Below are 26,465 nucleotides of genomic sequence, written 5' to 3'. Positions count from 1 at the left end.
CCCTGACATTCAGCCAGCCGCCTTGGGTACAGGAGTGAGTTCAGCCAGGGTGTCCGGCGTGCAGCGCAAGTCACCGATCATCAGCACATCCCTTTCCTCGACGACCTTGGACGAGTCCAGACGGAACTGGCAGAGCAACTGGTTCTGGTAGCGCACTTCCAGGGTCGGCGAGCTGGCGCTCATTTCCATGGAGAAGAACCCGTCGACCTCGCTGACGCCACGGCTGGCGTGGTTGATCACGTGGTGCCCCTTGAGCGGCGCGCCCTGGTTGTCGAGCAGGCGACCGAGCACGGTGACGGTTTTCATCACGGTGATCTTGCGGTAGTCCACCCCGCCCTTGTTCAGGTGGTAGGTGGAACGCCCCGGTTGGATGTTGGCGGCCGGTGGGTAGTTGCCGTCGAAGTCAAACGCCACGGTGCTGCTCTTGTAGGCCGACACCGGCACATAGTTGCGGCCCGGACGCAGCACGCTGCTGCCACCGCTCAAGTCGTCGGCGCGCAGGGCGATCTCGTCGATGTCGGTTTCCACGTCGATGATCATGCCGGCACCGTCACCTTGGTACTGGCTGCTCAGCAACATCTTGCCGGCGCCCACCACCAGGGTGCTGTTGAGGTTCAGGCCACCGGTGAGGTCGTTGTTGTAGGAGCTGCGCTGCACAAAGCCGTCGCCGCTGACCGCGTCGGTATTGAAGCTGGCCATGCCCGACAAGCCCACGCCATAGGTGTCGGTGATCGCCGTGGCCGAGACGCTTTGCAGTACGTGGTCCTGCAGGTCCTGGCGATAGGTGACCGACGCATTGTTGTCGCGCCCGCCCTCACGGGCCGTGCGGCTGCCGATGCTGCCGGAAATCTGCCGGCCGTCGGTGCCCAGCGCCAGGCTGAGGGTTACATCCACGCCACGGTTGCGCTGATCGTTGGTACCACTGGTGCCGGGACGGTCGAACAGCGAGAAACGCCAGTTGGCATCGCTGCCCATCAGCGTATCGCGACGGCTCCAGCCCAGGTCGACACCGGCGCCTTCGACATTGCCTTGGCTGTGGGACAGGCGCAGGTTCCAGGAATTTTTCGCATCGACCCGGTGGTTGACCGACAGCGCGGTATTGCTGCTCTGGCCGACAAAGGTATTGCGGCGCAGACGGGTGCCGTCCGGCAGGGTTTCGTAGGTGTCGCGGGTGTCGAGCCAACTGCGGTTGTGGCTGAACACCAGGTTGGTGGCGCCGAAGGTATAGAGCCCCTGCACATCCATGCCGGTGCCGTGATCCTGGGTCTGGAACACGTTGGCGTACAGGCTGGTGTTGTTGGCCACGGTCCAGTCGACCGAGCCGCCATATTGCAGTTGCTCGCGCACTTCACGGGCCGACAGGCCGAGGATGACACGCGGGTGCAGCAGGTAGTTGAGCGACGCACCGGCCGTCATCGAGCCCGAGGCTTGTTCTTCCCAGTTGCTGAACAGCTTGGTCTCGCGCCCGGCAAAGACGTTGTAGCGCCAGCGATCGTCGACGTTGCGCCAGTTATTGGGCTTGTACACCAGCTCCTGGGTGGTGCTGACCGTCATGCCGTCTTCAATCAGGCGCACTTCCACTTCATAAATACCGCCGGGCAACGTGCGGGTATCGAGGGTCTGCAAGCCGGCCGGTACGGCCTGGGTGTTGATCAGCAAGCCATTGCGGTAGATCTCCACGGCGGCCTGGCGGTTGGCGGTCACGTAGATCGGATACACACTGGGCTTGGGGTTGTTGATGGCCAGGTTGTCGGAGCTGCCGTACATCACGCCGAGTGCGGTGTCGGGGCTGGCGCCGAAGCTGCGCAGTTGGCGGGTCAGGCCATCGGAATTGGGGGTGAAATGGCCCAGCCGGAAAAACCGGCCTTCCAGTTCACGCTGGGTATACAGCTCATGGATCGCGTGGCGCATCGGCTCGTCGTCGCCGCTCTGGCGCGCCAGTTGCAGGTTGAACACCTGGCTCCAGTTGCCCACGCTGGAACTGGCTTGCAGGCCGTAGCGCCCGCCCAGGTCCTGGTTGTCACCACCATTGAGGTTCAACTGGTTATTGACGATCAACCCCAGGCTGCCGCCTTCGGGTTGCTCATAGAACCGCGGAGTTTCATCGGCAAGTTCTACGTTCTGGGTGATCAACGACAGCTGCGAGCCTTCCAGGTTATAGAACGCGGACACCAACTGCTGGGGACAAGACTGGGTGCAGGGGCCCAGGGCCACGCCTTCCTCCAGGATCGCCTGCCAGGTATCGCGCGTTGCCGCGGAAACCTTGCTGTCGCCGGTGTCGGTAAATTCGAGCAGGGTGACCCGATCATCTCGGGACAACACGATCAGCGCCTCACCCAGCAACTGCTGATCGAGGTCCACACGTACAGCCAGCGGCACGTCGAAGAAATGGTCGGAAAACCCGGCGGGCAAACCTTGGGACTGCGCCAGCAGACTGCCGGGCGTCGACGCAGCAGACGCCGGAGCCGCCAGGGCACTCGTACAAATCAACAGCGCAAGCGCAGCCGCGATGGGGGTCATCGGGAACATGAACGGATACTCTGAATGCCAAGATGCAGGGTTGAAAACCAGGCCGACGAGGTGGGGGCCCCCGCCGACCTGCAAACAGCTACCCGTGAGCGCAACGGCTCAGCAGGCATTCATCAACATCAAGGCCCTACAGGCAGTACCGCGTCGAAGACCAACGGCATCACGGTGGTGTAGGAACCACGCTGGGTCGCGCTCGGCTTGGCGGCGGCGATGCGCAGTTCGGCACCGATACCTGGGGTGGAGTCAGCATCGTTCACGACTTCCTGAGGGGTACCGCTGAGGGTGACGCCGTTCAGGGTGGTGGTCAGCGCGATGTTCTGAGAGGCATCACCGTTGAACAGTACCGCCGGGCCACCTTCGATGTAGGCGTGGATCGAACCGTTGGTGTTGCGCATGTCGTAGATAGCACTCAGTGGCGCCAGCTCACCGCTCACCAGGTTGTAGCTCATGGTCTCGTCACGGCCCCAGTTAGGATCGCGTGGCTGCACATGAAACACGGTGGTCGGAATGTTCGCCTTGAGATTGACGGTGTGGCTGGCTTCACCGGCAGCGAACGCCACCTGCGAACTCAGCGCAATAACAGCCAATGGAGCAGCAATCGCAAACTTCTTGAACATGGTCAATACCTGTAAGTTTTCAGCATTAATTGGCTCGCTGTTAAGTTGAATTAAAAGCCGTGGGCTTTAGGTGACTTACAACGAAATACGCTGCCAGCAAGTTGAACCACTGCAACGCCGGGCAATGATCCACCAACTGAAAAATCAGGTATGCAGGCTCGTTCCTACTGGCCGGTAGCCTAAGGAAACTGGGCTTGAGGGAAAAAGATGGCATTCTGCCAAAACTTATAAAGTATCCGTAAGAACTGGACTACATACAGAAAAGTTAGTGTAGCGAAGGGAAGAAACTGTCAGAACAATACCACAAACAACTCGTTAACTAAGCAGGTACAGATAATAACAATCGATTGGAGCTTTAACTCTAATTATTACTTATAGACCTCTCTTTATAGGTACGTCTACGATTTTTTGCGCTGCTATGGCTCGCCTGGCCTGTCAATGCGGGCGCTGACCGTTGGTCGCAACCCTCTACCCATGAAATAAGATATATCTTAAGTTATGTCTAAATCTTTCACAGAGGCACGAAGATGCGCGACCATCCTCATCACCACGGCCCTGGCAACGACCCTGACGGTTTCGACAAACGCCCCGGCCGCGAACGCGGTGGGCGTGGCCCTCGGGTGTTCGCGCCGGGGGACCTGAAACTGCTGTTGCCGGCACTGATCGCCGAACACCCCTGCCATGGCTACGACCTGATCCGCCGTATCGAAAGCCTGTTCGACGGCGCCTACACCCCGAGCCCCGGCGTGATCTATCCGACGCTGACCTTCCTGGAAGAAAGCGAATTGATCAGCGGCGACGCCGAAGGCGGAAAAAAACGCTACACAATCACCGACGCCGGACGTCTCTTTCTAGGTGAGCAAGCGATCGCGCTGGACGGTGTGCGCATGCGCATCCAACTGAGCAAACGCTCGCTGCGCGGGCATGACCGCCCGCCGCAAATTCACGAGGCGGTGCACAACCTGCGCCATGCCTTGCATGCGCACCACGGGCGCTGGAGCCCGGAAGAGATCGAACGTGTCGCGGCGCTGCTCAACAGCACTGCCCAATCCATCGCCGACGGGAAAGCCCAATGAATACGCAAGCCATCCACCGCGTGACCCACGAGATCAAGCTCCGCCGCCTCGACGTATTGCGTGTGGTCGATATCACCCCGCGCATGCGCCGCATTACCTTGGGCGGGCCTGAGCTGACAGGGTTCGTCAGCCTGGGCAGCGACGACCACATCAAGCTGCTGTTCCCGCAGAACGCCGCCGAGCAGGCGGCGCTGGAAAGTCCGACGTTCACCATCAAGGGCGACGGCCCACAGCCGGCCATGCGCGACTACACGCCGCGCCGCTATGACCTGGAGATTGGCGAGCTGGACATCGATTTCGTGTTGCACGGTGACGGCCCCGCCGCCACCTGGGCCGAGCAGGCCAAGCCCGGGCAGCACCTGTATATCGGTGGGCCACGCGGCTCAATGATCGTGCCGGATATCTTCGACAGCTACTTGCTGATCGGCGACGAAACCGCACTGCCCGCCATAGGCCGTCGCCTGGAAGAACTGCCGGCCGGGCGCAAGGTGCTGGCGGTGATTGAAATCGCCGATGTGGCGGAACAGCAAACACTGCACAGCGCCGCTGACGTCGAGGTGGTGTGGGTGGTGCGCGGCAAGGATGACCTGTTGGAGGCCGTACAGAACCTCACGCTGCCAGGCGGCACGCTGTACAGCTTTGTCGCCACCGAATCCAAGTTGTCACGCCAGGTACGGCGCGTGCTGCTGGACACCCATAAGGTCAATGAGGCGTTTCTCAAGGCCGTGGGCTACTGGCGCGCCGAAGGTAGCGACGACGAGTAAAGCCCAACGCGATCGAGGTGGGGCTTGCCTGCCCCACTGTTTTTTACCGTTCGCGCTTTAGCGATTTATCCAGCCCGACAACGGCCAACGCAATCAGCACAAACCCCGCCAATAGCCCTCCGGCATTCACGAACACCTGTGGATAACCCAGGGTGAGCACATCGATGAACGGATACTGATACTGCCCGAGCAAATCACCGCGCAGCAGCGCATAGGCGAAGTACACCAGCGGGTAAATCACCCACAGGCCGATGTGCTTGACCCGCAAGCTACCCTTGGGCACACAGCGCCACCAATAAACCAGAAACAGCAGTGGCATCACGTCGTGCAGCAATTCGTCTGCGATAAATTGAAAGCCTTCGGGCTGCCACAAATGTCGCAATAACAGGCTGTAGGCCAAGCCCACCAGCAGAATGCTTACGGCGATGCCACTGCTGACCGTTGGAGCGAGAAAAAACCGCTTCGCCGCCGAATCCCGATTGACTACGGCATAGCTCAACACCACCACCGCCAGGGTGTTGGTGAGCACGGTGAAGAAACTGAAGAAGTTGATCAGCCCGCCCAGCAGGCTGGCGTCGGTGGTCCAGCGCGAATAGAAAATCAGGTACTGCTGAATCGCCAACCCCGCCCAACCCGCGAGTGCCGCTGCCGCCACATACCGCTTCATGGGGTCAATCCAACGGGCGTTTGGTGCGCATCAGCTTCACGTACAAACCCTCGACTTTCTCACGCGCCCACGGCGTTTTGCGCAGGAACGTGAGGCTCGACTTGAGGCTCGGGTCACTCTTGAAGCAGCGGATATCGATGCGCTCGGCCAGGCCCTCCCATTCGTAGTGTTCCACCAGGGTGGTGAGCACGTGTTGCAGGGTCACGCCATGGAGCGGGTCGTTGCTTGTCGCGGTCATGCCAGGCCTTTTGCAAAAAGAGGAAACACAGCCGCGCACCTTAGCCGACGGGGCGTACCGGTGGAAGCACTGCATTGAATATAGCCCCCCAGGCAAGGTTGCCTTGCCGACAAACACCGTCCCCCCTTCGGGAGCAGGCCCTCTTGCCTTATTCGGCAGCGACACTGGGTCACTGTTACCAGATCTGAAATGATGCATCTTGCGATTTACGCTTTCTCTCGGCCGTCACTCCCTTTATCCTTCGCACCAACCTGAAACGTTTCACTCCCCCGGTCGACCCCATCTTGCGGATTATTCCCAACTACAAAGACAGCGCTGTCTTACCCCCGAGTGCGCCTGGGGATAAATCGTCCGCCTGTGGATAACCCTCGCCGGTTCCAGAAAAACCGAATTACCGCTGAACCAAGCCGGTGCCGAATCGTCATCTACAGTGAGTGAAGCACGGGGTTACATAATTATTCCAACGTCACGGAGAAACACACTATGAGCACTGATGGTGCTTCAAGTCCAAGCCGCCTGCTGCCCAGGCTGCTAGGCGTCTTGCTGCTAATCATGGGCCTGGCCTTGTTGGCCGGCGGTATCAAGCTGACGATGCTCGGCGGGTCGCTGTACTACCTGCTGGCCGGTATCGGCATCACCTTGACCGGCCTCCTGCTGCTGGCCACCCGCCGCGCTGCGCTGGGCCTGTACGCACTGGTGCTGTTCGCCAGTACCGTGTGGGCCCTGTGGGAAGTCGGCCTGGACTGGTGGCAACTGGTACCGCGCCTGGCGCTGCTGTTCGCCCTGGGCATCGTCATGCTGCTCCCATGGTTTCGCCGTCCATTGCTGCGTGGCCAATCGGCTCCGCTGGCTACCGGCGCACTGAGTGTGGCCGTGGTACTGGCCGGCGCCGCCGCCGTTGCCAGCCAGTTCACCAACCCGGGTGAGATCAAAGGCCAACTGGACCGCGACGCGGTACCGGGCATGGCCAGTGCCGCACCGTCCCAGGCCGATGGCGACTGGAACTCCTACGGCCGTTCGGCGTTTGGCGACCGCTACTCGCCGCTGGCGCAGATCACCCCGGAAAACGCCCACACGCTGGAGCCGGCGTGGACCTACCGCACCGGCGACATCCCTGGCCCGAACGATCCGGGCGAGACCACCGCGGAAAACACCCCGCTGAAAGTCAACGGCATGCTCTACGTGTGCACGCCGCACAGTCAGGTGATCGCGCTGGACCCGGATACCGGCAAGGAAATCTGGCGTTTCGACCCCAAGCTCAGCACCCAGGGTGCCGAGAACTTCAAGGGGTGGGCGCACATGACCTGCCGTGGCGTGGCGTATCACGATGACGCCGTCTATGCCTCCGAGCAGAGCCCGACCGGCAGCGCCAGCTCGGCCGCCGCGCCGAACGCCTGCCCTAAGCGCATCTTCGTACCGACCGCCGACACCCGTCTGATCGCCCTGAACGCCGACACCGGCAAGATGTGTGAAGACTTCGGTGACAAAGGCCAGGTCGACCTGCGCGCCAACATCGGCAGCTTCGCCCCAGGCGGTTACTACTCCACGTCGCCACCGGCGGTGACCAGGAATTTGGTGGTGATCGGCGGCCACGTGACCGACAACGTCTCCATCGACGAGCCCAGCGGCGTGATCCGTGCGTTCGACGTCCACACCGGCAAACTGGTGTGGAACTGGGACAGCGGCAACCCGGACGACACTACCCCGTTGGCCGAGGGCAAGACCTACACCCGTAATTCGCCGAATATGTGGTCCATGTTCGCCGTGGATGAAAAACTCGGCATGCTCTACCTGCCGATGGGCAACCAGATGCCCGACCAATACGGCGGCGACCGTACCGACGATTCCGAGAAGTACGCCGCTGGCCTGACCGCCCTGGACATCGACAGCGGCCATGTAAAGTGGACCTTCCAGTTCACTCACCATGACCTGTGGGACATGGACGTGGGCGGCCAACCAAGCCTGATCGACATCAAGACCGAAGCCGGCGTGAAGCAAGCGGTGATGGCGTCGACCAAGCAAGGCAGCATCTACGTGCTGGACCGCGCCACCGGGCAACCGGTCGTGCCGATCCACGAAGTGGCGGTACCGCAAGGCGCGGTGGCGGGCGACCGCACCTCCCCGACCCAACCGAAGTCTGAGCTGAACTTCATGCCACCGCCGCTCAAAGAGCGTGACATGTGGGGCGTGACGCCGTTCGACCAGATGCTGTGCCGTATCGACTTCAAATCCATGCGTTACGACGGCGCTTTCACGCCGCCTTCGCTGCAGGGTTCCATCGTGTACCCCGGCAACTTCGGCGTGTTCGACTGGGGCGGCATTTCCGTCGACCCGGTACGCCAGATCGCGTTCGTCAACCCAAGCTTCATGGCATTCAAATCGAAACTGATCCCGGCCGCCGAGATCGCCAAGCAAGGCCCACGGGTCAGCGAAACCGAAGGCGTGCAGCCGAACAAAGGCGCGCCGTACGGCGTGATCCTCGAAGCCCTGCTGTCGCCAATGGGCCTGCCGTGCCAGGCACCGGCGTGGGGTTATGTGGCCGCGGTCGACCTGACCACCCACAAGACCCTCTGGATGCACAAGAACGGCACCGTGCGTGACAGCTCGCCGGTTCCGATCCCTCTGAGCATGGGCGTGCCCAGCCTGGGCGGCACCTTTACCACCGCCGGTGGCGTGGCGTTCCTCAGCGGTACCCTCGACCAGTACCTGCGTGCCTATGACGTGAAAAACGGCAAGCAGCTATGGGAAGGCCGCCTGCCAGCAGGCGCGCAAACCACACCGATGACCTACACCGGCAAGGACGGCAAGCAGTACGTGCTGGTCGTGGCCGGTGGTCATGGTTCCCTGGGCACCAAGCAGGGTGACTATGTGATGGCGTTCAAACTGCCGGACTAAGCAATACCGGCGGTAAAACACAGGCGGCTACCCTCACGGGTAGCCGCCTTTTTAATCAGCCATGAAAAGCACAATGGCAGCAGAGCCTGCCCCCTCCCCCTTGGGTTTGCGCCGCTCTTCAGAGCGGCGCACGCTCGCGGCGCATCCACATTTCAAAGGCCATGGCATTCAATGGCCGGCTGATGAGAAACCCCTGGACGGTGTCGCAGTTCCACTGTTTGAGTAACTTGAGGCTGGGCTCGAACTCAACGCCTTCGGCCACCACCTTGAGCCCCAGGTTGTGGCTCATTTCGATGGTGGAGCGCACGATCACGCCGTCGCCGCTGGTGCTGTCGAGGTTGCGCACGAAGGATTGATCGATCTTCAACTCCTGCACCGGCAGGCGCTGCAATTGCGCCAGGGAGGAGTAACCTGTGCCGAAGTCATCCACCGACAGGCTGATGCCACAACCGCGCAGTTGCTCCAGCACGCTGAGGGCCTGTTGCGGGTTGTGCATGATCGCACTTTCGGTGATCTCGAAAATCAGCTGCTGGGCCAACACGCCGTGCTGCATCAGCAAGGTGGTGACGCGAATGGCCAGGTCGTCATTGGCCAGGTCGTCCACCGAGATATTCACCGACAACTGGACCGGCATGCCGCGCTGCGCCCATTCGGCGATCTGGCGGATGGCCTCTTCGATCACCCACTGGGTCAGGCCCGCCATGCTGCCGGTGCGCTCGGCCAGGGGGATGAATTCGGCGGGCGTCACCAGCCCCAGCGTCGGATGCTGCCAACGCAGCAAGGCTTCGGCCTGGAGTACCTGGCCCTGTTTGAGGTCGAGCTTGGGCTGATAACACAGGTACAACTCACCTTCGACGGCAGCCCGGCGCAGGTCACGGATCAGGGTGATCTGGCGCTGGTGAGCGAGGTCGCGGTCCTGCTGGTAAATCTGCAAATAGCCGGGAAAGGTCGCCGCATCATGGCGGGCGATGGCGGCGCGGCTGATCAACTCTTCCACCTGCTGGCCGTCGGTGGGGTAGGCGGCAATGCCCATGCTCACCTCGTGAGTCAGTTCGTCGTTGCCGATGCGCCGAGGTTCGGTGAGCAGCGCGTAGAGGCGATCGGCGCGGGCCACGGCGCGGTCGACCTCGATGTTCTCCAGCAACAGCAGGAACTCACTGCCGGCGATGCGCGCGGCGGTGTCGCTGGCCAACAGGCACATGGACAGGCAGCGGCTGGCTTCACGCAGCATCTCTTCTACGCCCTGGGGGCCGAAACCTTCGTTGATCACCCGGTAGTTCTCGATGCCGACGTACACCACCACCACCGACCGCCGCGCGCTGATCGCACTGCCCAGTCGCTCCATGGCCAGGGCGCGATTGGGCAGGCCGGTGAGTGGGTCATGCAACGCGTTGTGCGCCAGTTGCCGCTCGCGCACGGCAATCCCGCTCTGCATGGCGTTGAAGGCGCGGGCCAACAGGCCGAATTCATCGTGGCCGCGCACCCGCACCGGCGTGTGGTAATCACCCGCGCCGATACGCCCGGCCGCCTCTACCAGCGCATTGAGCGGGCGCGACACGCGCCGCGCCAGGAACAACGCGCCGGCCAACGACACCAGCAGCACCGCCAGGGCAATTCCGAGAAATTGCCGGTCCAGCGGGGCAAAGGATTCCAGGGCATGGTCCAGCGGGCTTTGCAGCAAAACCCGCACTTCATCGCCGGCTCCCGTATTGGCCAGCGGCAGCACCTGGCTGAGCACGCGTCGGCCGTAGAAGCGGTGGATGCGTGGCGCGGGGTTGATGGGCTTCTCGCGCAACAGGCTGAGCAGGTTGGCCTGGTAGGCGTCGGGCTGGGTGCTGAACAGCGCGCCGGGCTTGCCGTCCTGCACACTGAGGAACGACACCTCCAGATTGCTCATGGAACGCAGTTCGTTGGCGAACAGCGTATCCATGGGCAAGCCCATGACGACGCGTGCGATGGGCAGCGGGTCGAGCACGTCATCCTGCACCAGCAAGTAAGGCCGCCCGTTCATGGCCACGATCAACATCTGCAGGCCGGTACGTCGCGCATGGCGCAGCGCGTCGTCATAGGGAAAAAACTGCCCGCGCACCAGCACGGGCAAGGTGCTGACCATCACCTTGCCCTCCAGGCCGAGCACAAACACTTCACTGGAGCGGATGCCGGTGCCATGCCGACGCAGCGCCGCCAGGATCGGCACCGTCTTGCCCTCGGCCACCGCAGCCTTGAACGGGCCATCGGCGGTCAACCAATCGAGGCCGTATTGCAGGCGGCGCCCGCGCAGCTCAATCAGGCGTTCGAACACCTGGCTACCGATCTTGAGTTGGACTTGCGCCTGATTCTCCACGGCGCGAGTGGTGGCGACCTTGACGGCGAAGTAGGTGGCGGCGACCACCAACAGCAACAACAACGCCAGCACCCCGGCGATACGGGTTTGAAACGTGTGGCGCCACGTCATGGCTGTGCCCTCTGGCAGCGTTCGTCTCTTACTGCCACTACGTCCCTGTGTCATGTGCGGTCCTTGCCACAGCTGACTGGCGTCAAAAAAACATCCAACCTGATTGGATATTTAGTTTGAGCAGATTAGCTGGGACAAAGCACATGTGCACCCAATAAAACCAGGGATTTTACTGCCATTTTATTGGCGGCACTTAATTTACGCCTGCTGAGCGAGCCCCCACCTGTGAACTCTGACAGTAGCGGCAGCGTTTGCCGCCGTGAAAGACTTTTGTTCATCGATTGCCGAGCCCGAGCCGCCCGTCACCGCAGCCAGGAAAGAGGACCCACGCCATGCCTGCCCCCCTTTCGACTGAAGACTGGGTCGATGTGCTGACACAAGGCAAACTCCGCTTGCACCAGCTGCCCGCACACCTATCGCCAAGGCAAGCGGCGACGATTCGCCAACGAGCGTTGGAGAAGATCGCCAATACCTCGCTGTCTTGCATCGGCGACTTCAGCTTCGACCCCCACCCCGCCAAATGCGAAAACCTGATAGGCGCCATTCAGGTTCCGGTGGGTGTCGCCGGCCCGCTGCTGGTGCGGGGCCAGCACATCACACCGCAAGAACCGGTGTTCGTGCCGCTGGCGACCACCGAGGGCGCCCTGATCGCCAGCGTCGGCCGCGGTTGCAGCGCACTGCGCGCCGCAGGGGGCGCGCTGGTGCGGGTGCGCGACCGGGGAATCAGCCGTGCGCCGGTGTTTCGCTCCAGCGGGATCGAGCAAACCGATACCTTTATCGCCTGGGTCAACGAGCACTTCGAGGACATCGCGCAATGCTGTGAACAGGTCAGTCGCCACCTCACCTTGCTGGATATCCGCCCCGCAGTGGTGGGTACCACGATTTACCTGCGTTTTCGCTTCGATACCGCCGATGCCATGGGCATGAACATGGCGACCCTGGCCTGCGCTCGCGCCATCGAGCAGTTGATCGTCCCCGTAACAGGCGTGCCCTGCATCAGTATTTCCGGCAATTACTGCACCGATAAGAAACCGTCCATGGTCAACTTCCTGCTGGGGCGCGGCAAACACATCCACGCCGAGGCACACTTGAGCGCCGACATTTTGCGGGACCTGCTCAAGACCGACGCCGCCGCGTTGGTGGAAGTGCAATACCGCAAGAACCTGCTGGGCTCCATCATGGCTGGCGCATTGGGCTTCAACGCCCATCACGCCAATATGCTGGCCGCCTTTTTTATCGCCACCGGCCAGGATCTGGGCCAGGTGGCCGAAAGCGCCGTGGGGGTCACCTGCCTTGAAGCCCGTGACAACGGCGCCCTGTATGCCAGTGTCATGCTGCCGGATACGCCACTGGGGACTGTCGGCGGCGGCACCGGCCTGAGTACCCAACGCGAGGCGTTGGCGCTGCTGGGGATTTATCCGGGCCGCAGAGAACCCGGAGCCGACTGCCTGCGCCTGGCCGAAGTGCTGGGGGCCGTAGTGCTGGCTGGCGAATTGTCGATCATGGCCGCGCAAGCCGGGCATCAACTGGCTGCCGCCCACCAGCGGTTGGGGCGGTAAGGCGATGGTCCAGGCATGCGCACCCGGCAAAGTCATTCTGATGGGCGAACATGCGGTGCTGCATGGCTGCCCCGCGCTGGCCATGGCCATCGGGCTGCGCAGCTGCGCGAGCGCGTCCCTGCGCAAAGATCGGCTGATCAATGCTCAGTTGTGCACGCTGGGGCTGAGCCGCAGCTACCACCGCGAGGCATTGCTGCGCTATACCCGACAGGTGCGCCAGGCCTGGGCGCGGGCAAGACAAAAACCGCTGTCGCACCCTTTCGCCCTGGTCAGGGGCAACGATGCCGATCATCTGATCAAATGCGCCTTGGGCGAAAGCCTGGAACGCTTCAGCGACACAGATAGCCCCGGCCTGGACCTGACCCTGCACTCGGACCTGCCCCTCAATGCCGGGTTTGGCAGCTCTGCGGCCCTGGCTGTCTGCGTGCCCGCAGCGCTGGCCAGTCTGTACGGTTCCCCGGCCACACGGGCAACCTTGCAGACATTGGCGATGATCATTGAGGGCTATCAACACGGCCAACCGTCGGGAATCGACCATATGACGGCCTTGCTCGGTTCGATCATCGAAGTACAACCCCGCCCTCGGGGCCAGCTGCACGTCAGCCCAATGCCCGCAGGCACGGCCGCGCTTCACTTGGCCGGCGCTCAGCTCTACCACACCGGCTGCGCGCGGGAGAGTACCGGTGAAGTCATCGTCGGCACCCGCGCCAGACTGGCCGGGCGCAATAACCCGCTGCTCGCCGATATGCGCCAAACCATCCAGGCGTTCAGCCAATTGCTGCGTGCCCCCAAGGCCGATCGTCCCAGATTGCTGGCGTTGATCCGCGGCTACCAGCAAGCGCTTGAGCAATTGGGCGTGGTCCCCGAGAGTATCCGCCAGGCGGTGCGGGCCGTGGAGCGCGCCGGCGGCGCCGCCAAGCTGTGTGGCGCAGGGGCGTTGTCCGGCGAGAGCGCGGGTTGCCTGCTGGTATTCCCGAGCGCGCAGCCCCTTTTCGAACTGGCCGCTTACCCAAGGATCGACACCGTACTGGCGGCCCCCGGGCTACAGGTGAAAGGGTGATGGAGAAAATCAGCGTTGCAGCCCCCAGCAATATCGCGCTGATCAAATACTGGGGGATGAGCGACAGCCGGCAGACGCTGCCCAACAACCCCTCCCTCTCGATGACGCTGAACCATTGTGTCAGCCATTGCACCGTTGAGCCGTTACCTGCGGCTGGCTGCGACGAAATCCTGTGGAAACCCACGACCGGAGCGCTCGCCCCCGCCCAAGGCGACATGCGCCGTGGCATGGAAAATCACCTGGCGCGCCTACGCCACCACCTGGGCTATCACACCCCCTTGCGTATCGCCACCCGTAACAACTTCCCTACCGGTGCAGGAATCGCCTCCTCGGCCTCCGGCTTCGCCGCCGTGGCACTGGCGTTTGCCCAATTGTGTGGCAAGGCGCTCGATGACCCCGAATCCAGCCTGCTGGCCAGACTGTCCGGCTCAGGTTCGGCGGCACGCTCAGTGTTGGGCGGTTTTGTACAATGGCCCGGAAACACCACGGACCTTGCCGGTCCCGCCCGGAGCATCGCCCCGGCCGCCCATTGGCCATTGGTGGACTTAATCGCGGTGGTCGACAGCAGCCCCAAGCGCGTCAGCTCCCTTGAGGGGCATCGCCGCGCCCTCAGCAGCCCCTTTTACCCGACCCGGCTGAGCTTGTTGCCCGAGCGATTGTTGAAGCTTCGCCAAGCCATACAGCAGCGGGACTTCAAGACGTTGGCCGAGGTTGTCGAGCTGGAAGCCATCGAGTTGCACATGATTGCCATGACCTCGACCCCGCCGATCTTCTACTGGCTGCCAGCCACCTTGCGGCTACTCGCACGGGTCCGGCGACTGCGGCTTGAGGGTCTCGATGTCTGCGCAACCCTGGATGCGGGCCCAAATGTGCACATCCTATGTGAAGCGGCTGATCGCGAGGTGGTGTTTGCCGAGTTGCGCGCAACGCCGCAGGTTCAGGAGTGGATCATCGACACCGTGGGGGACGGCCCGAAACGCCTGCCCGACCATCTGTTTTAGCCCGACCCTCAACCGCGCGCCCGCATGAACCCCTCCCATGCCCGGCCAGTGCACCTGCCATATCTTCATCAACTGCCAGGCTGCTATCGCCGGCAAGCCACAGTGACCGAGCCGCGCCGGTAATTTCATGCAATATGTTGCTATCGCGCGCCCACCATTGAAACCACCACTGCCCTGCCCCATCTAAGCACCATACTTCCTTATGCAGGTGCCCCATGAGCGACCAGCAAGAACTACCCGATATCGACCTCAACGACTACGCCGACCCCGAAAACGCTGAAACCACTTCGTCCAATACCGGTTTGGCCCTTCCTGGGCAAAACCTGCCGGACAAGGTCTATATCATCCCGATTCACAACCGGCCGTTCTTTCCGGCCCAAGTGCTGCCGGTAATCGTCAATGAAGAGCCATGGGCCGAAACCCTCGAGTTGGTGAGCAAATCCGATCACCATTCCCTGGCCCTGTTCTTCATGGACACCCCACCGGAAGATCCGCGCCACTTCGATACCTCCGCGCTGCCGCTGTACGGCACCCTGGTGAAGGTACACCACGCCAGCCGCGAGAACGGCAAGCTGCAATTCGTCGCCCAGGGCCTGACCCGCGTGAGGATTCGCACCTGGCTCAAGCACCACCGCCCGCCGTACCTGGTGGAGGTCGAATACCCGCACCAGCCCACCGAGCCGACCGACGAGGTCAAGGCCTACGGCATGGCGCTGATCAATGCGATCAAGGAACTGCTGCCGCTCAACCCGCTGTACAGCGAAGAGCTGAAGAACTACCTCAACCGCTTCAGCCCCAACGACCCGTCGCCCCTTACCGACTTCGCCGCCGCGCTGACCTCGGCCACCGGTAACGAGCTGCAGGAAGTGCTGGACTGCGTGCCCATGCTCAAGCGCATGGAGAAAGTGCTGCCGATGTTGCGCAAAGAGGTGGAAGTCGCGCGCCTGCAAAAAGAAATTTCCGCCGAGGTGAACCGCAAGATCGGCGAGCACCAGCGTGAGTTCTTCCTCAAGGAACAGCTCAAGGTGATCCAGCAGGAACTGGGCCTGACCAAGGACGACCGCAGTGCGGATGTCGAGCAGTTCGAGCAGCGCCTGGAAGGCAAGGTGCTGCCGGCCCAGGCGCAAAAACGCATCGACGAAGAACTGAACAAACTGTCGATCCTGGAAACCGGTTCGCCGGAATATGCGGTAACGCGCAACTACCTGGACTGGGCCACGTCGGTGCCATGGGGCGTGTACGGCGAAGACAAGCTCGACCTGAAACACGCGCGCAAGGTGCTGGACCAGCACCACGCGGGCCTGGATGACATCAAGAGCCGTATCCTCGAGTTCCTCGCGGTGGGCGCCTATAAAGGCGAGGTCTCCGGCTCCATCGTGCTGCTGGTGGGCCCGCCGGGCGTGGGCAAGACCAGCGTGGGTAAATCCATCGCCGAATCCCTGGGCCGGCCGTTCTATCGCTTCAGCGTCGGCGGCATGCGCGACGAGGCCGAGATCAAGGGTCATCGCCGCACCTACATCGGTGCCATGCCGGGCAAGCTGGTGCAAGCGCTCAAGGACGTTGAGGTGATGAACCCGGTGATCATGCTCGACGAGATCGACAAGATGGGCCAGAGCTTCCAGGGCGACCCCGCGTCGGCGCTGCTGGAGACCCTGGACCCGGAGCAGAACGTCGAATTCCTCGACCACTACCTGGACCTGCGCCTGGACCTGTCCAAAGTGCTGTTCGTGTGCACCGCCAACACCCTGGACTCGATCCCCGGCCCGTTGCTCGACCGCATGGAAGTGATTCGCCTGTCGGGCTATATCACCGAAGAGAAAGTCGCCATCGCCAAGCGCCACCTGTGGCCGAAGCAGTTGGCAAAAGCCGGCGTGGCGAAAAACAGCCTGAGCATCAGCGACGGTGCCCTGCGCGCCTTGATCGACGGCTACGCCCGCGAAGCCGGGGTGCGCCAGCTGGAGAAACAGCTGGGCAAGCTGGTGCGCAAAGCGGTGGTCAAGCTGTTGGATGAGCCCAAGTCGGTGATCAAGATCGGCACCAAGGACCTGGAAAGCTCCCTGGGCATCCCGGTGTTCCGCAACGAGCAGGTGCTGTCCGGCACCGGCGTGATCACAGGCCTGGCCTGGACCAGCATGGGCGGCGCCACCTTGCCGATCGAGGCGACGCGCATCCACACCCTCAACCGCGGCTTCAAGCTCACCGGGCAGTTGGGTGAGGTGATGAAGGAATCCGCCGAAATCGCCTACAGCTATATCAGCTCCAACCTCAAGTCGTTCGGCGGTGATCCGAAGTTTTTCGACGAAGCCTTCGTGCACTTGCATGTGCCGGAAGGCGCCACACCCAAGGACGGCCCGAGCGCCGGCGTGACCATGGCCAGTGCGCTGCTGTCGCTGGCGCGTAACCAGCCGCCGAAGAAAGGCGTGGCCATGACCGGCGAACTGACGTTGACCGGGCATGTACTGCCGATTGGCGGCGTGCGTGAGAAAGTGATTGCCGCGCGCCGCCAGAAGATCCACGAGTTGATTCTGCCGGAGCCGAATCGGGGCAGTTTTGAAGAGTTGCCGGAGTACCTCAAGGAAGGCATGACCGTGCACTTTGCCAAGCGCTTTGCGGATGTGGCGAAGGTGCTCTTCTGATAGTTATCTAGTGCCTGAGCTGGCCCTTTCGCGAGCAAGCCCGCTCCCACATGTGGACCGCATTCCAAAGAATGTACTCGGTCAAGTGTGGGAGCGGGCTTGCTCGCGAAGAGGCCAGCCTAATCAACACAACACCCCGCCTTGTCACACCTTGTCTCATCTTCGGTTATGCTCGCCCTTCGTCGTGAATGAACGGAGCCCCCATGACCGCTGCCCGCCTGTTTCTCCCCTTGAGCCTTGCCCTGCTGGCCGCCTGCGCCAGCGCCCCCAAGCAAAACGTCAGCGTGGAAAACCAGAGCGCCTGCCCGCTCCAGCTTAAAAACGGGCAAAACCTGATCCTCACCCTGCCAAGCAACCCCACCACCGGTTATCGCTGGGCTGTCCAGGATTCTGCCGGCGGCGTGCTGCGCGCGTTGAGCCCCGAGGTCTACAGCAGCACAGAATCCGGCGTGGTTGGCGGCGGCGGCCAGTCCACCTGGCGCTTCCAGGCGTTCGCGGCGGGTCAGGGCCGTTTACGCCTGACCTCCCAGCAACCCTGGGAGCCGGAAGCCGAGCCTGTCGAGACCTTCGAATGCGCTATCACGGTGAACTGATATGCCATGGCTGATTCTTGCGCTGATGGGCGCCGTCACCTTTATCTACGGCCTGAGCACCCACGCGGCGTTATTGTGCCTGCTGGTCAAACCCTTGCCGGTGCTGGCGCTGTTGGGTTGGCTGCATGATGCGCCGCCCACCGACTATCGACGCTGGGTCAGCCTGGGGCTGATTTTCTCTCTGGTGGGCGATGTGTTGCTGGCGTGGCCGGGCGACCTGTTTATCTTCGGCCTGGGCGCGTTTCTATTGGCGCACCTGGCGTACCTCAAAGCCTATCTCAGCGATTGCCGGCGTTTGGCCCTGCTGCCACTGATCATCGCACTGGGCATGGGGACGGTGCTGCTGAGCATCCTGATCGCCCATGGCCTCGGCGACCTGCTGATTCCCGTCGTGGTCTACGCCTTGGTGATCAGCGCGATGCTCTGGCGCGCGCTGGCGCGGTTGGGCAGCAGCGTGCCGAAGCGCTCGGCACTGCTGGCGGCGGCGGGGGCCGTGTCATTCGTGTTGTCGGACACGCTGATTGGCATCAATCGGTTCGTGCTGGCGTTCGAGGCGGCGCCGTATCTGTTGATCACCACGTATTGGCTTGGCCAGTGGGGCATCACGGCGTCCGTGTTCGGACAGACGTCCGACAGCGAGGTTTGGCGCGCTTCCCGGTAAAGCCTGAGGAGCCCGCCAAACTTCTGCTTCTACAATCGTTCCAGCATCGATTTGTAGCTGATCACGGTGTAAGCCAGCTGGACTTCAACGGCTTTCTTCAACAGCGCCTTTTCGGCTTCTTTTACGGCATTTTTTGCAGGGTCGGCGTTATCCCGCACGCCCAGATCAAGACGACGCGCTTCCTGGGTGAGCATTTTGATCGCATCCGCGAGGATGTCGGCCGCATTGGAGATGATCCGTAAGTTATCTTTGAAATCCAGGCGTTTGCTCTTCGCGACCTCATCATCCGCGTGCTTTCTGAAATTACTGAACTCTAAGACAGAGACATTTTCATCCTTCAGGATCGCCTTGATCTGCGCATCCAGTTCCGAATCGGTCGAAACAATTGTAAGACTCATCTTCCAAGCCCTCTAACCAAGTCATCGTAGTGTTCACTGCCCAGCTCAATTCAATTTAGAGCGCAGGCTAAGAGGGCGTCTACTGTCAGAACTGACAGGTAGACCCGGTTGCCTGACTAACGGTCCGATCAATCATGCATCCCCCAGCCAACTTGGCTAAAATGCCGGCCTTTCCCCATCGCCGCCGGACCCACCGTGAGCAAAGAACCCGATCGCCTTTTCGCCCAGCCCCTGCCCCAGGTGCCGGACTTCGCCTTCAACGAAGATGTGGTGCGGGTGTTCCCGGACATGATCAAGCGCTCGGTGCCCGGTTACCCGACCATCGTTGAAAACCTTGGCGTGCTCGCCGCGCAATTCGCCCAGCCGGGCAGCGTGCTCTACGACCTGGGTTCATCGCTGGGCGCCGTGACTCAAGCCCTGCGCCGTCACGTGCGCACCGACGGATGCAAAGTGATCGCTGTGGATAACTCGGCGGCGATGGTCGAGCGCTGCCGCGAATACCTCAACGGCCAGGACTCGATGTTCCAGGAGTTGCTGCCGGTGGAGGTGATCGAGGGCGATATTCTCGCCTTGCAGTTCCAGCCGGCGTCGGTGGTGGCGTTGAACTTCACCCTGCAATTTATCGCCCCCGAAGAGCGTCTGGCGTTGCTCGGGCGTATTCGCCAGGCGTTGTTGCCCGGCGGTGCGTTGATCCTCTCGGAAAAGCTGCGCTTCAACGACACTGAAGAACATGCGCTGCTCACCGACCTGCATATCGCGTTCAAGCGCGCCAACGGCTACAGCGAACTGGAAATTGCCCAGAAGCGCAGCGCCATCGAAAACGTCATGAAGCCCGACAGCCTCGAAGAACACCGCGAACGCCTGCTGGCAGCCGGGTTCTCGAAAGTCGTGCCGTGGTTCCAGTGTCTTAACTTTGCCTCGTTGATTGCCCTGCCATGATTGATTTGTCCCCCCTCGCCCGCCACCTGGTCGGCACTCCTTTGGCCGTGTGGGCCCAGGGCCTGCAAGCGCAACTCGACAGCAAAATGGAAAAGGGTCATGGCGACCTGGAGCGTTGGCAGAGTGCGTTGGATGCGCTGCCGCAGATTCAGCCCAGCAATGTCGACTTGTTGAACGGCCTGGTGCTGGATACCGATTGCGACGAGGCGACCCGCACGCAAATGCACAGCGCCCTGATGGGCTTGAGCCCATGGCGCAAAGGCCCGTTCCACCTGTTCGGCGTGCACGTGGACACCGAATGGCGCTCGGACTGGAAATGGTCCCGCGTGGCGCCGCACCTGAACCTCAAGGGCAAGCGCATTCTGGATGTCGGTTGCGGCAACGGCTATTACATGTGGCGCATGCTCGGCGCCGGTGCCGACAGCGTGATTGGCGTGGACCCGAACTGGCTGTTCTTCTGCCAGTTCCAGGCGGTGCAGCGCTACCTGTCCGAGCCTAAGGCGTGGCATTTGCCGTTCCCGTTCGAAGACTTGCCGGCGAACCTGGAAGGCTTCGACACGGTGTTTTCCATGGGTGTGTTCTACCACCGCCGCTCGCCCATCGAACACCTGCTGGCGTTGAAGGACACACTGGTCAAGGGTGGCGAGCTGGTATTGGAAACCCTGGTGGTGGAAGGCGATCAGCAGCAGGTGCTGGTGCCGGAAGACCGTTATGCACAAATGCGCAACGTGTGGTTCCTGCCTTCGGTACCCGCGCTGATGCTGTGGCTGCGTCGCGCCGGGTTCAGTGATGTGCGTTGCGTGGATGTGAGCGTCACCACGGTCGAGGAACAGCGGGGAACGGAGTGGATGAAGTTTCAGTCGCTGAGTGATTACCTCGATCCTGAGGATCACAGCAGGACCATTGAAGGGCTGCCGGCGCCGATGCGGGCAGTGATCATCGCCAAGAAGTAGGCCCTGATTTCCCTGAATAAATGGAAATCCCTTGGTTCTTCAGAGTGCCGGCTTGGCGCGGCGGGCCTTGAAGAACTCACTCAACACCGTACCGCACTCCTCGGCCAGCACACCGCCTTCGAACAGCACCCGATGGTTGAGAAAGCCCTGGGTAAAGAACTGCCCCTGGCTCTGCACAATCCCGGCCTTGGGCTCCAGCGCGCCATACACCACCCGTGCAATGCGCGAATGCACGATCAGGCCCGCGCACATGCTGCACGGCTCCAGGGTCACATAGAGTGTGCTGCCCGGCAGGCGGTAGTTGCTGACGGCCTGCGCCGCGGCGCGGATGGCGACCATCTCGGCATGGGCGCTGGGGTCGTTGCCGCTGATCGGGCAATTGAAGCCGCGGCCGATGATTTCACCGTCCTGCACCAGCACCGCGCCCACCGGCACTTCGCCCAGCGCCGCGCCTTGCGCGGCGAGTGCCAGGGCTTCGCGCATGAAATCCTGATCGCGGCTGCGGTCGATGATCGCGTTGGAACGAAACTGGCGCATCACGCCACCTCGATGGCGGCCATCAGGCCGGTTTCCATGTGGTCGATCACGTGGCAATGGAACATCCACACCCCCGGATTATCCGCCACCAACGCCACGCGGGCGCGTTCGTTCTTGCCCAGCAGGTAGGTGTCGGTGAAATAAGGAATCACCTTGTGACGGTTCGACGCGATGACCTTGAAGCTCATGCCGTGCAGGTGGATCGGGTGCTGGTACTGGGTCATGTTCTTCAATTCGAAAATGTAGCTCTTGCCTTTCTCCAGCTTGGCAATCGGGCGGTCGGCGCAGGTCTTGTCGGTGATGTCCCAGGCCTGGCCGTTGATCTGCCACAGGCTCGGCGGCTTGCCGTTGTCGACGTTGACCGACACCGAGCCCACCCACTCGAAATTGAAGTTGAGTTTCTCGGCGTTGGCCAGGTCCGGCTCGGCAACCGGGTTGGCCGGCAACGCCGGTGGCCACTCGGTGGGTGCGTCGGTGTTGGTCACCGAGCGGAAGGTGCCCAGGCGCACCGGGCCGTTACGGATAGACAACTCTTCACCCGCCGGCGGCGCCTTGATCGCCAGGCAGATGCGCATGCCGGGGCCCAGCCAGTATTCCTTGCCCAGGGGGCGTGGCTCGATGGGATTGCCGTCCAGCGCGTAGATCTGTGCTTCGACGTCGGGAATATTGATGCGGTAAGTCAGGGTGTTGTCGAGGTTGAGCAGACGCACGCGGGTGATCTGCCCGGCCGGCAAGTCGATCACCGCCTGGGATACGCCATTGATGCTCGACAAACGCCCGGCGGTACCGCCACGCGCCGCCTCACGGGGAACGCTGAAGGCGACGAAAGCGCCCTCTTCGTCCACGTGCCAGCTTTTCAGGCTGAGAGTGCGTTCGTGCTTGAAACCGGTGGGTTCGCGCTCTTCGATGATCAGCGGGCCGACCAGGCCACGGCCCAGTTCTTCGCTGCTGTTCACATGGGGGTGATACCAGTAGCTGCCAGCGTCCGGCACGCGGAACTTGTAGTCGAAGTATTCGCCAGGCAGCACCGGCAATTGCGAGACGTAGGGCACGCCGTCCATTTCCAGCGGCAGGCGGATGCCATGCCAATGGATGGTGGTCGCGACCGGCAGGTGGTTGATAAAGCGCACCCGCAGCCATTCGCCCTGACGCACGCGCAGCTCAGTGCCCGGTGCCGAGGGGCCGAATGCCCAGGCTTGGGTCGTGTGGCCCGGCACCAGTTCGACATCCAAGGGTGCGGCGATCAGTTCGTAATCGTGCCCGGCCTCGGCCTCGGCGACTTTCCCCAGCCAGTAGCGATAGCCGCCACCGGCACCGACGCCCACTACGGCCAGGCCTGCAAGACCACCCAGGATTTGTCGACGGGAAAAGGATCGGGACACAACAACCTCACGTATATACCGCAAGCCAGCGGCCTGCAAAGGGCCGATACGATACACCTGCATCGGCTAAACAGTAAGGCTTCGCATTGCCGCATAGCACAAAGACGGCTGAAACCTGTAGGAGCGAGGGGGACGCCTACAGGTTGATGTGCGGTCAGGCCTTGGCGGCGGCCAGGATCAGGGCTTTCATCTCGGCCACCGCGCCTTTGAACCCGACGAACAGCGCGTGCGCCACCAGGGCATGGCCGATATTCAGCTCGTTGATGCCCTTGATCGCGGCCACCGCTTCGACGTTGTGATAGTGCAAGCCATGGCCGGCATTGACGATCAGGCCTTCATTAAGGCCGCAGTTCACACCGTCGATGATGCGTTGCAGCTCATCGGCCACTTCGGTCGGGGTGGTGGCGTCGGCGTAGCGGCCGGTGTGCAACTCGATGGCTGGCGCGCCGACTCGGCGCGAGGCTTCGATCTGGCGCTCATCAGCGTCGATGAACAGCGACACTTCGCTGCCGATCTTTGACAGGCGCTCCACCGCCGCCTTGATCCGCGCTTCCTGGCCGGCCACATCCAGGCCGCCCTCGGTGGTGAGTTCCTGGCGGGTTTCCGGCACCAGGCAGATATGCGCCGGGCGGATGCGTTCGGCGAAGGCCATCATTTCTTCGGTGACGCCCATCTCGAAGTTCATGCGGGTTTGCAGCACGTCCTTGAGCAGCAGCACGTCGCGCTCCTGGATGTGCCGGCGGTCTTCGCGCAGGTGCACGGTGATACCGTCGGCGCCCGCTTCTTCGGCGTCCAGCGCGGCCTTGACCGGGTCAGGGTAACGAGTGCCCCGGGCCTGGCGCAGGGTGGCGACGTGGTCGATGTTGACGCCAAGAAGAATGCGATTGCTGGTGGTCACGGAAGCGCTCCTGAAAAGGGGAAAGAAACGCTGCACAGCATACACGGGGATGTCAGGGCTTTCGAAACAACTCGCGGCTGACCAGTGGCCGGCCGCCCAGATGCACGGCCAGGGCCTGGCGCATTAAGCGCTTGGCGGCCGATAACGCCCCCGGCGCGGTCCAATCCGCTTCGCTCATGGCCAGCAGCTCGGCGCCTTGGAACAGGCCCGGTTGCAGCAGGTAGACGCGCTCCAGGCCCGCATCCACCTGCAGACGGTACAGGCCGTCGGCGGCGATGGGCTCACCGTGCAGGTCGTTGCTTAGTTCGAAGCCGTAGCCCAGGTCGTCGAGCAGGCGCCATTCGAAGGCACGCAGCAATGGCTCCAGCGGGCGGCCTTCGGCCAGTGCGAGCAAGGTGGCGGCGTAGTGATCGAAGACCGCTGGGTGCGGGTCTTCGGCGGGCAGCAGGCGGATCAGCAGTTCATTGAGGTAGAGGCCGCTGAACAGCGCATCGCCATTGAGCCAGGCGGACGTGCCGACGCTTTCCAGGCGGCCGACGTTTTTCAGCTCGCCCTTGCCGCGAAACTCCACATCCAGGGCCACGAAGGGCCGCGCCAATGTTCCCGCCTTGCCCCGCGCGCTGCGCAACACCGCGCGCAGGCGGCCCTGGGGCGTGAGGAAGTCCACCAGGGCGCTGGTCTCGCGGTAGGCGCGGCTGTGCAGGACGTAGGCGAGTTGGCTGGGGGTGGAGATTGGGACATGAGGTTCTCGTTGACGGAACACGGTCTTGAAAACTACGACTATCCAATGTGGGAACGGGCTTGCTCGCGAATGCGCAGTGCCAGCCCATACATCAGGTGACTGATCCACTGCATTCGCGAGCAAGCCCGCTCCCACATTTTGCCCTGCGGTGTTACTGAAGAGCGCTTACAGGTCGCCGTAGCCAAGGGAACGCAGTGCGCGCTCGTCGTCGGACCAGCCACCCTTCACCTTCACCCACAGGTTGAGCATGATCTTGGAGTCGAACAGCAACTCCATGTCCTTGCGCGCCTCGGTGCCGATGCGCTTGATGCGCTCGCCTTTGTCACCAATGATGATTTTCTTCTGGCCGTCACGCTCGACGAGGATCAGCGCATGGATATGCAAGGTCTTGCCCTGCTGCTTGAACTCTTCGATTTCGACGGTGATCTGGTACGGCAGCTCGGCACCCATCTGGCGCATGATTTTCTCGCGGACCAGTTCGGCGGCAAGGAAACGGCTGCTGCGGTCGGTGATCTGGTCTTCCGGGAAAAAATGCTCGTTCTCCGGCAGGTGCTGGGCGATCACGCGTTCCAGGGCATCGAGGTTGTGACCGTGCTGGGCCGAGATCGGGATGATCTGGGCGTTCGGCAGTTGTTCCTGCAGCCAGCTCAGGTGCGGCATCAGTTCGGCTTTGTCTTCGATGCGATCGGTCTTGTTCAGCGCGACGATCAACGGGCCGGTCACGTATTGCACGCGCTCGAGCACCATCTGGTCTTCGTCGGTCCACTTGGTGCGGTCGACCACGAAGATCACCACGTCGACGTCTTTCAACGCCGCCGAAGCGGTCTTGTTCATGTAGCGGTTAAGGGCTTTCTCGCCCCCCTTGTGCATGCCCGGGGTGTCGACGTAGACCGCCTGCACGTTGCCTTCGGTCTTGATACCCAGCATGTTGTGACGGGTGGTCTGCGGTTTGCGCGAGGTGATCGCCAGCTTCTGGCCCAGGATGTGGTTCAGCAGCGTGGACTTGCCCACGTTCGGGCGACCGACGATGGCAACATAGCCACAGCGTGTTGCGGTTGAATCAGTCATGGCCATTCTCCACGCCCAGGGCAATCAGTGCTGCAGCGGCCGCTACCTGTTCGGCAATACGACGGCTCACACCCTGACCTCGGCTTTTTTCATTCAATAAGGTGATTTCACATTCCACGAAGAATACGCGGCAATGGGGCTCACCCTGGATATCCACCACTTCGTAGCGTGGCAGTTCGCAGCCGCGTGATTGCAGGAACTCCTGCAGGCGGGTCTTGGGATCTTTGTTGGTGTCGACCAACGTGAGGCTTTCGATCTCGGAGGTCAGCCACGCGGTGACGCGCTCCTTGGCCGCATCCATGCCCGCATCCAGGTAGATGGCACCGATCAGCGCTTCGAGGGCATCGGCCAAAATCGATTCGCGGCGGAAACCACCGCTTTTCAATTCACCGGACCCCAGGCGCAGGTACTCGCCCAGGCCGAAACCGCGGGCCAGCACGGCCAGGGTCTCGCCTTTTACCAGGCGTGCGCGCAGGCGTGACAACTGGCCTTCACGGGCTTGCGGGAAGCGCTCGAACAGCGCTTCACCGGCAACGAAATTGAGGATGGCATCACCGAGGAATTCCAGGCGCTCGTTATTGCGCCCTGCAAAACTGCGGTGTGTGAGGGCAAGGATCATCAGTTCCTGATCCTTGAAGGTGTAGCCGAGCTGGCGCTCGAGACGACTTAGAGAAACGCTCACGGTTTAGCCATACCTGGTTGATGCATATCGAGTTCGTGGCACCGGGGGCCAGCGACGATTGACGCAGTGTTCACATTCAAATCCTGGTGGGTGCTGCATGAGGCCGGACAACGAT

The 26,465-nt window shown here is 62.1% G+C and carries 23 protein-coding genes; 11 read left to right on the top strand and 12 right to left on the bottom strand.

What is annotated here, in order from left to right; translation table 11 throughout:
• Positions 1–9: 9 nt before the first annotated feature.
• Both AB4O05_RS10180 and AB4O05_RS10175 read right to left on the bottom strand, forming a co-directional pair.
• A complete protein-coding gene (locus AB4O05_RS10180; RefSeq protein WP_460131257.1) occupies positions 10–2,529 on the bottom strand; it encodes a CS1-pili formation C-terminal domain-containing protein in 2,520 nt (839 codons plus the stop codon).
• A gap of 119 nt (positions 2,530–2,648) precedes the next feature.
• Positions 2,649–3,146 (bottom strand): CS1 type fimbrial major subunit, encoded by a 498-nt coding sequence (locus AB4O05_RS10175; protein WP_460131258.1) that lies wholly within the window; start codon positions 3,144–3,146, stop codon positions 2,649–2,651.
• A 527-nt stretch (positions 3,147–3,673) separates the two neighbouring features.
• On the opposite strand from AB4O05_RS10175, the gene AB4O05_RS10170 reads away from it, so the two are divergent.
• Positions 3,674–4,222 carry a PadR family transcriptional regulator gene (locus AB4O05_RS10170; RefSeq protein ID WP_460131259.1) on the top strand — a complete coding sequence of 183 codons (549 nt, stop codon included), beginning with the start codon at positions 3,674–3,676 and terminating at the stop codon, positions 4,220–4,222.
• The gene (locus tag AB4O05_RS10165) at positions 4,219–4,986 is read left to right on the top strand and encodes a siderophore-interacting protein (protein WP_460131260.1); all 768 of its coding nucleotides are present in this window, start codon (positions 4,219–4,221) and stop codon (positions 4,984–4,986) included. The genes AB4O05_RS10170 and AB4O05_RS10165 overlap by 4 nt, the downstream gene beginning before the upstream one ends.
• A 43-nt stretch (positions 4,987–5,029) precedes the next feature.
• Here AB4O05_RS10165 and AB4O05_RS10160 read toward each other — a convergent pair whose 3' ends face one another.
• The gene (locus AB4O05_RS10160; protein WP_460131261.1) at positions 5,030–5,653 is read right to left on the bottom strand and encodes a Pr6Pr family membrane protein; all 624 of its coding nucleotides are present in this window, start codon (positions 5,651–5,653) and stop codon (positions 5,030–5,032) included.
• A gap of 4 nt (positions 5,654–5,657) precedes the next feature.
• Positions 5,658–5,891, bottom strand: coding sequence for a VF530 family protein (locus AB4O05_RS10155; RefSeq protein WP_460131262.1), 234 nt, complete (start codon positions 5,889–5,891; stop codon positions 5,658–5,660).
• A 483-nt stretch (positions 5,892–6,374) separates the two neighbouring features.
• Between AB4O05_RS10155 and AB4O05_RS10150 the strand changes: the two genes are divergently transcribed.
• Entirely contained in the window at positions 6,375–8,786 is a 2,412-nt protein-coding gene (locus AB4O05_RS10150; RefSeq protein WP_460131263.1) for a glucose/quinate/shikimate family membrane-bound PQQ-dependent dehydrogenase, read from the top strand.
• A gap of 118 nt (positions 8,787–8,904) precedes the next feature.
• Here the strand turns inward: AB4O05_RS10150 and AB4O05_RS10145 are convergent, their stop codons facing one another.
• Positions 8,905–11,241, bottom strand: a complete 2,337-nt coding sequence (locus tag AB4O05_RS10145) for a putative bifunctional diguanylate cyclase/phosphodiesterase (RefSeq protein ID WP_460131264.1) — start codon at positions 11,239–11,241, stop codon at positions 8,905–8,907.
• 332 nt (positions 11,242–11,573) lie between these two features.
• Here AB4O05_RS10145 and AB4O05_RS10140 point away from each other — a divergent pair, with 332 nt between their 5' ends.
• The 6 genes from AB4O05_RS10140 (at position 11,574) to AB4O05_RS10115 (ending at position 18,751) form a co-directional block, all read left to right on the top strand.
• Positions 11,574–12,800 (top strand): hydroxymethylglutaryl-CoA reductase, encoded by a 1,227-nt coding sequence (locus AB4O05_RS10140; protein ID WP_460131265.1) that lies wholly within the window; start codon positions 11,574–11,576, stop codon positions 12,798–12,800.
• A gap of 4 nt (positions 12,801–12,804) precedes the next feature.
• Positions 12,805–13,860, top strand: a complete 1,056-nt coding sequence (locus tag AB4O05_RS10135) for a mevalonate kinase family protein (RefSeq protein WP_460131266.1) — start codon at positions 12,805–12,807, stop codon at positions 13,858–13,860.
• A complete protein-coding gene (mvaD, locus tag AB4O05_RS10130) occupies positions 13,860–14,861 on the top strand; it encodes a diphosphomevalonate decarboxylase (protein ID WP_460164868.1) in 1,002 nt (333 codons plus the stop codon). Before AB4O05_RS10135 ends, mvaD begins: the two co-directional genes overlap by 1 nt.
• A 215-nt stretch (positions 14,862–15,076) precedes the next feature.
• On the top strand, positions 15,077–17,497 hold the full coding sequence (gene lon / locus AB4O05_RS10125; protein WP_460131269.1) for an endopeptidase La: 2,421 nt from the start codon (positions 15,077–15,079) through the stop codon (positions 17,495–17,497).
• Between the two features lie 203 nt (positions 17,498–17,700).
• On the top strand, positions 17,701–18,090 hold the full coding sequence (locus AB4O05_RS10120) for a protease inhibitor I42 family protein (protein ID WP_460131270.1): 390 nt from the start codon (positions 17,701–17,703) through the stop codon (positions 18,088–18,090).
• A gap of 1 nt (position 18,091) precedes the next feature.
• Entirely contained in the window at positions 18,092–18,751 is a 660-nt protein-coding gene (locus tag AB4O05_RS10115) for a lysoplasmalogenase (protein ID WP_460131271.1), read from the top strand.
• A 29-nt stretch (positions 18,752–18,780) separates the two neighbouring features.
• On the opposite strand, the gene AB4O05_RS10110 is transcribed toward AB4O05_RS10115, so the two are convergent.
• A complete protein-coding gene (locus AB4O05_RS10110) occupies positions 18,781–19,149 on the bottom strand; it encodes a hypothetical protein (protein WP_460131272.1) in 369 nt (122 codons plus the stop codon).
• Between the two features lie 195 nt (positions 19,150–19,344).
• Here AB4O05_RS10110 and cmoA point away from each other — a divergent pair, with 195 nt between their 5' ends.
• Together cmoA and cmoB are read left to right on the top strand one after the other, a co-directional pair.
• Positions 19,345–20,088: a carboxy-S-adenosyl-L-methionine synthase CmoA gene (cmoA, locus tag AB4O05_RS10105; protein ID WP_460131273.1), complete on the top strand. Its 744-nt coding sequence runs from the start codon at positions 19,345–19,347 to the stop codon at positions 20,086–20,088.
• Positions 20,085–21,041: a tRNA 5-methoxyuridine(34)/uridine 5-oxyacetic acid(34) synthase CmoB gene (gene cmoB / locus AB4O05_RS10100; protein WP_460131274.1), complete on the top strand. Its 957-nt coding sequence runs from the start codon at positions 20,085–20,087 to the stop codon at positions 21,039–21,041. Before cmoA ends, cmoB begins: the two co-directional genes overlap by 4 nt.
• Before the next feature lie 39 nt (positions 21,042–21,080).
• On the opposite strand, the gene tadA is transcribed toward cmoB, so the two are convergent.
• The 6 genes from tadA to rnc form a co-directional block, all read right to left on the bottom strand.
• Positions 21,081–21,578, bottom strand: a complete 498-nt coding sequence (gene tadA / locus AB4O05_RS10095; protein WP_460131275.1) for a tRNA adenosine(34) deaminase TadA — start codon at positions 21,576–21,578, stop codon at positions 21,081–21,083.
• A complete protein-coding gene (locus tag AB4O05_RS10090) occupies positions 21,578–22,960 on the bottom strand; it encodes a multicopper oxidase family protein (RefSeq protein ID WP_460131276.1) in 1,383 nt (460 codons plus the stop codon). Before AB4O05_RS10090 ends, tadA begins: the two co-directional genes overlap by 1 nt.
• Before the next feature lie 154 nt (positions 22,961–23,114).
• Complete coding sequence (pdxJ, locus tag AB4O05_RS10085; protein ID WP_065906925.1) at positions 23,115–23,858, bottom strand: pyridoxine 5'-phosphate synthase; 744 nt, start codon at positions 23,856–23,858, stop codon at positions 23,115–23,117.
• A gap of 52 nt (positions 23,859–23,910) precedes the next feature.
• The gene (gene recO / locus AB4O05_RS10080; RefSeq protein WP_460164903.1) at positions 23,911–24,591 is read right to left on the bottom strand and encodes a DNA repair protein RecO; all 681 of its coding nucleotides are present in this window, start codon (positions 24,589–24,591) and stop codon (positions 23,911–23,913) included.
• A gap of 174 nt (positions 24,592–24,765) precedes the next feature.
• Positions 24,766–25,668 (bottom strand): GTPase Era, encoded by a 903-nt coding sequence (era, locus tag AB4O05_RS10075; RefSeq protein WP_438869754.1) that lies wholly within the window; start codon positions 25,666–25,668, stop codon positions 24,766–24,768.
• Complete coding sequence (rnc, locus tag AB4O05_RS10070) at positions 25,661–26,350, bottom strand: ribonuclease III (RefSeq protein ID WP_460131279.1); 690 nt, start codon at positions 26,348–26,350, stop codon at positions 25,661–25,663. The genes era and rnc overlap by 8 nt, the downstream gene beginning before the upstream one ends.
• Positions 26,351–26,465 lie beyond the last annotated feature (115 nt).

This window comes from Pseudomonas sp. S1_G07, assembly GCF_054668565.1.
This window is presented reverse-complemented; position numbering and strand designations above follow the sequence as displayed.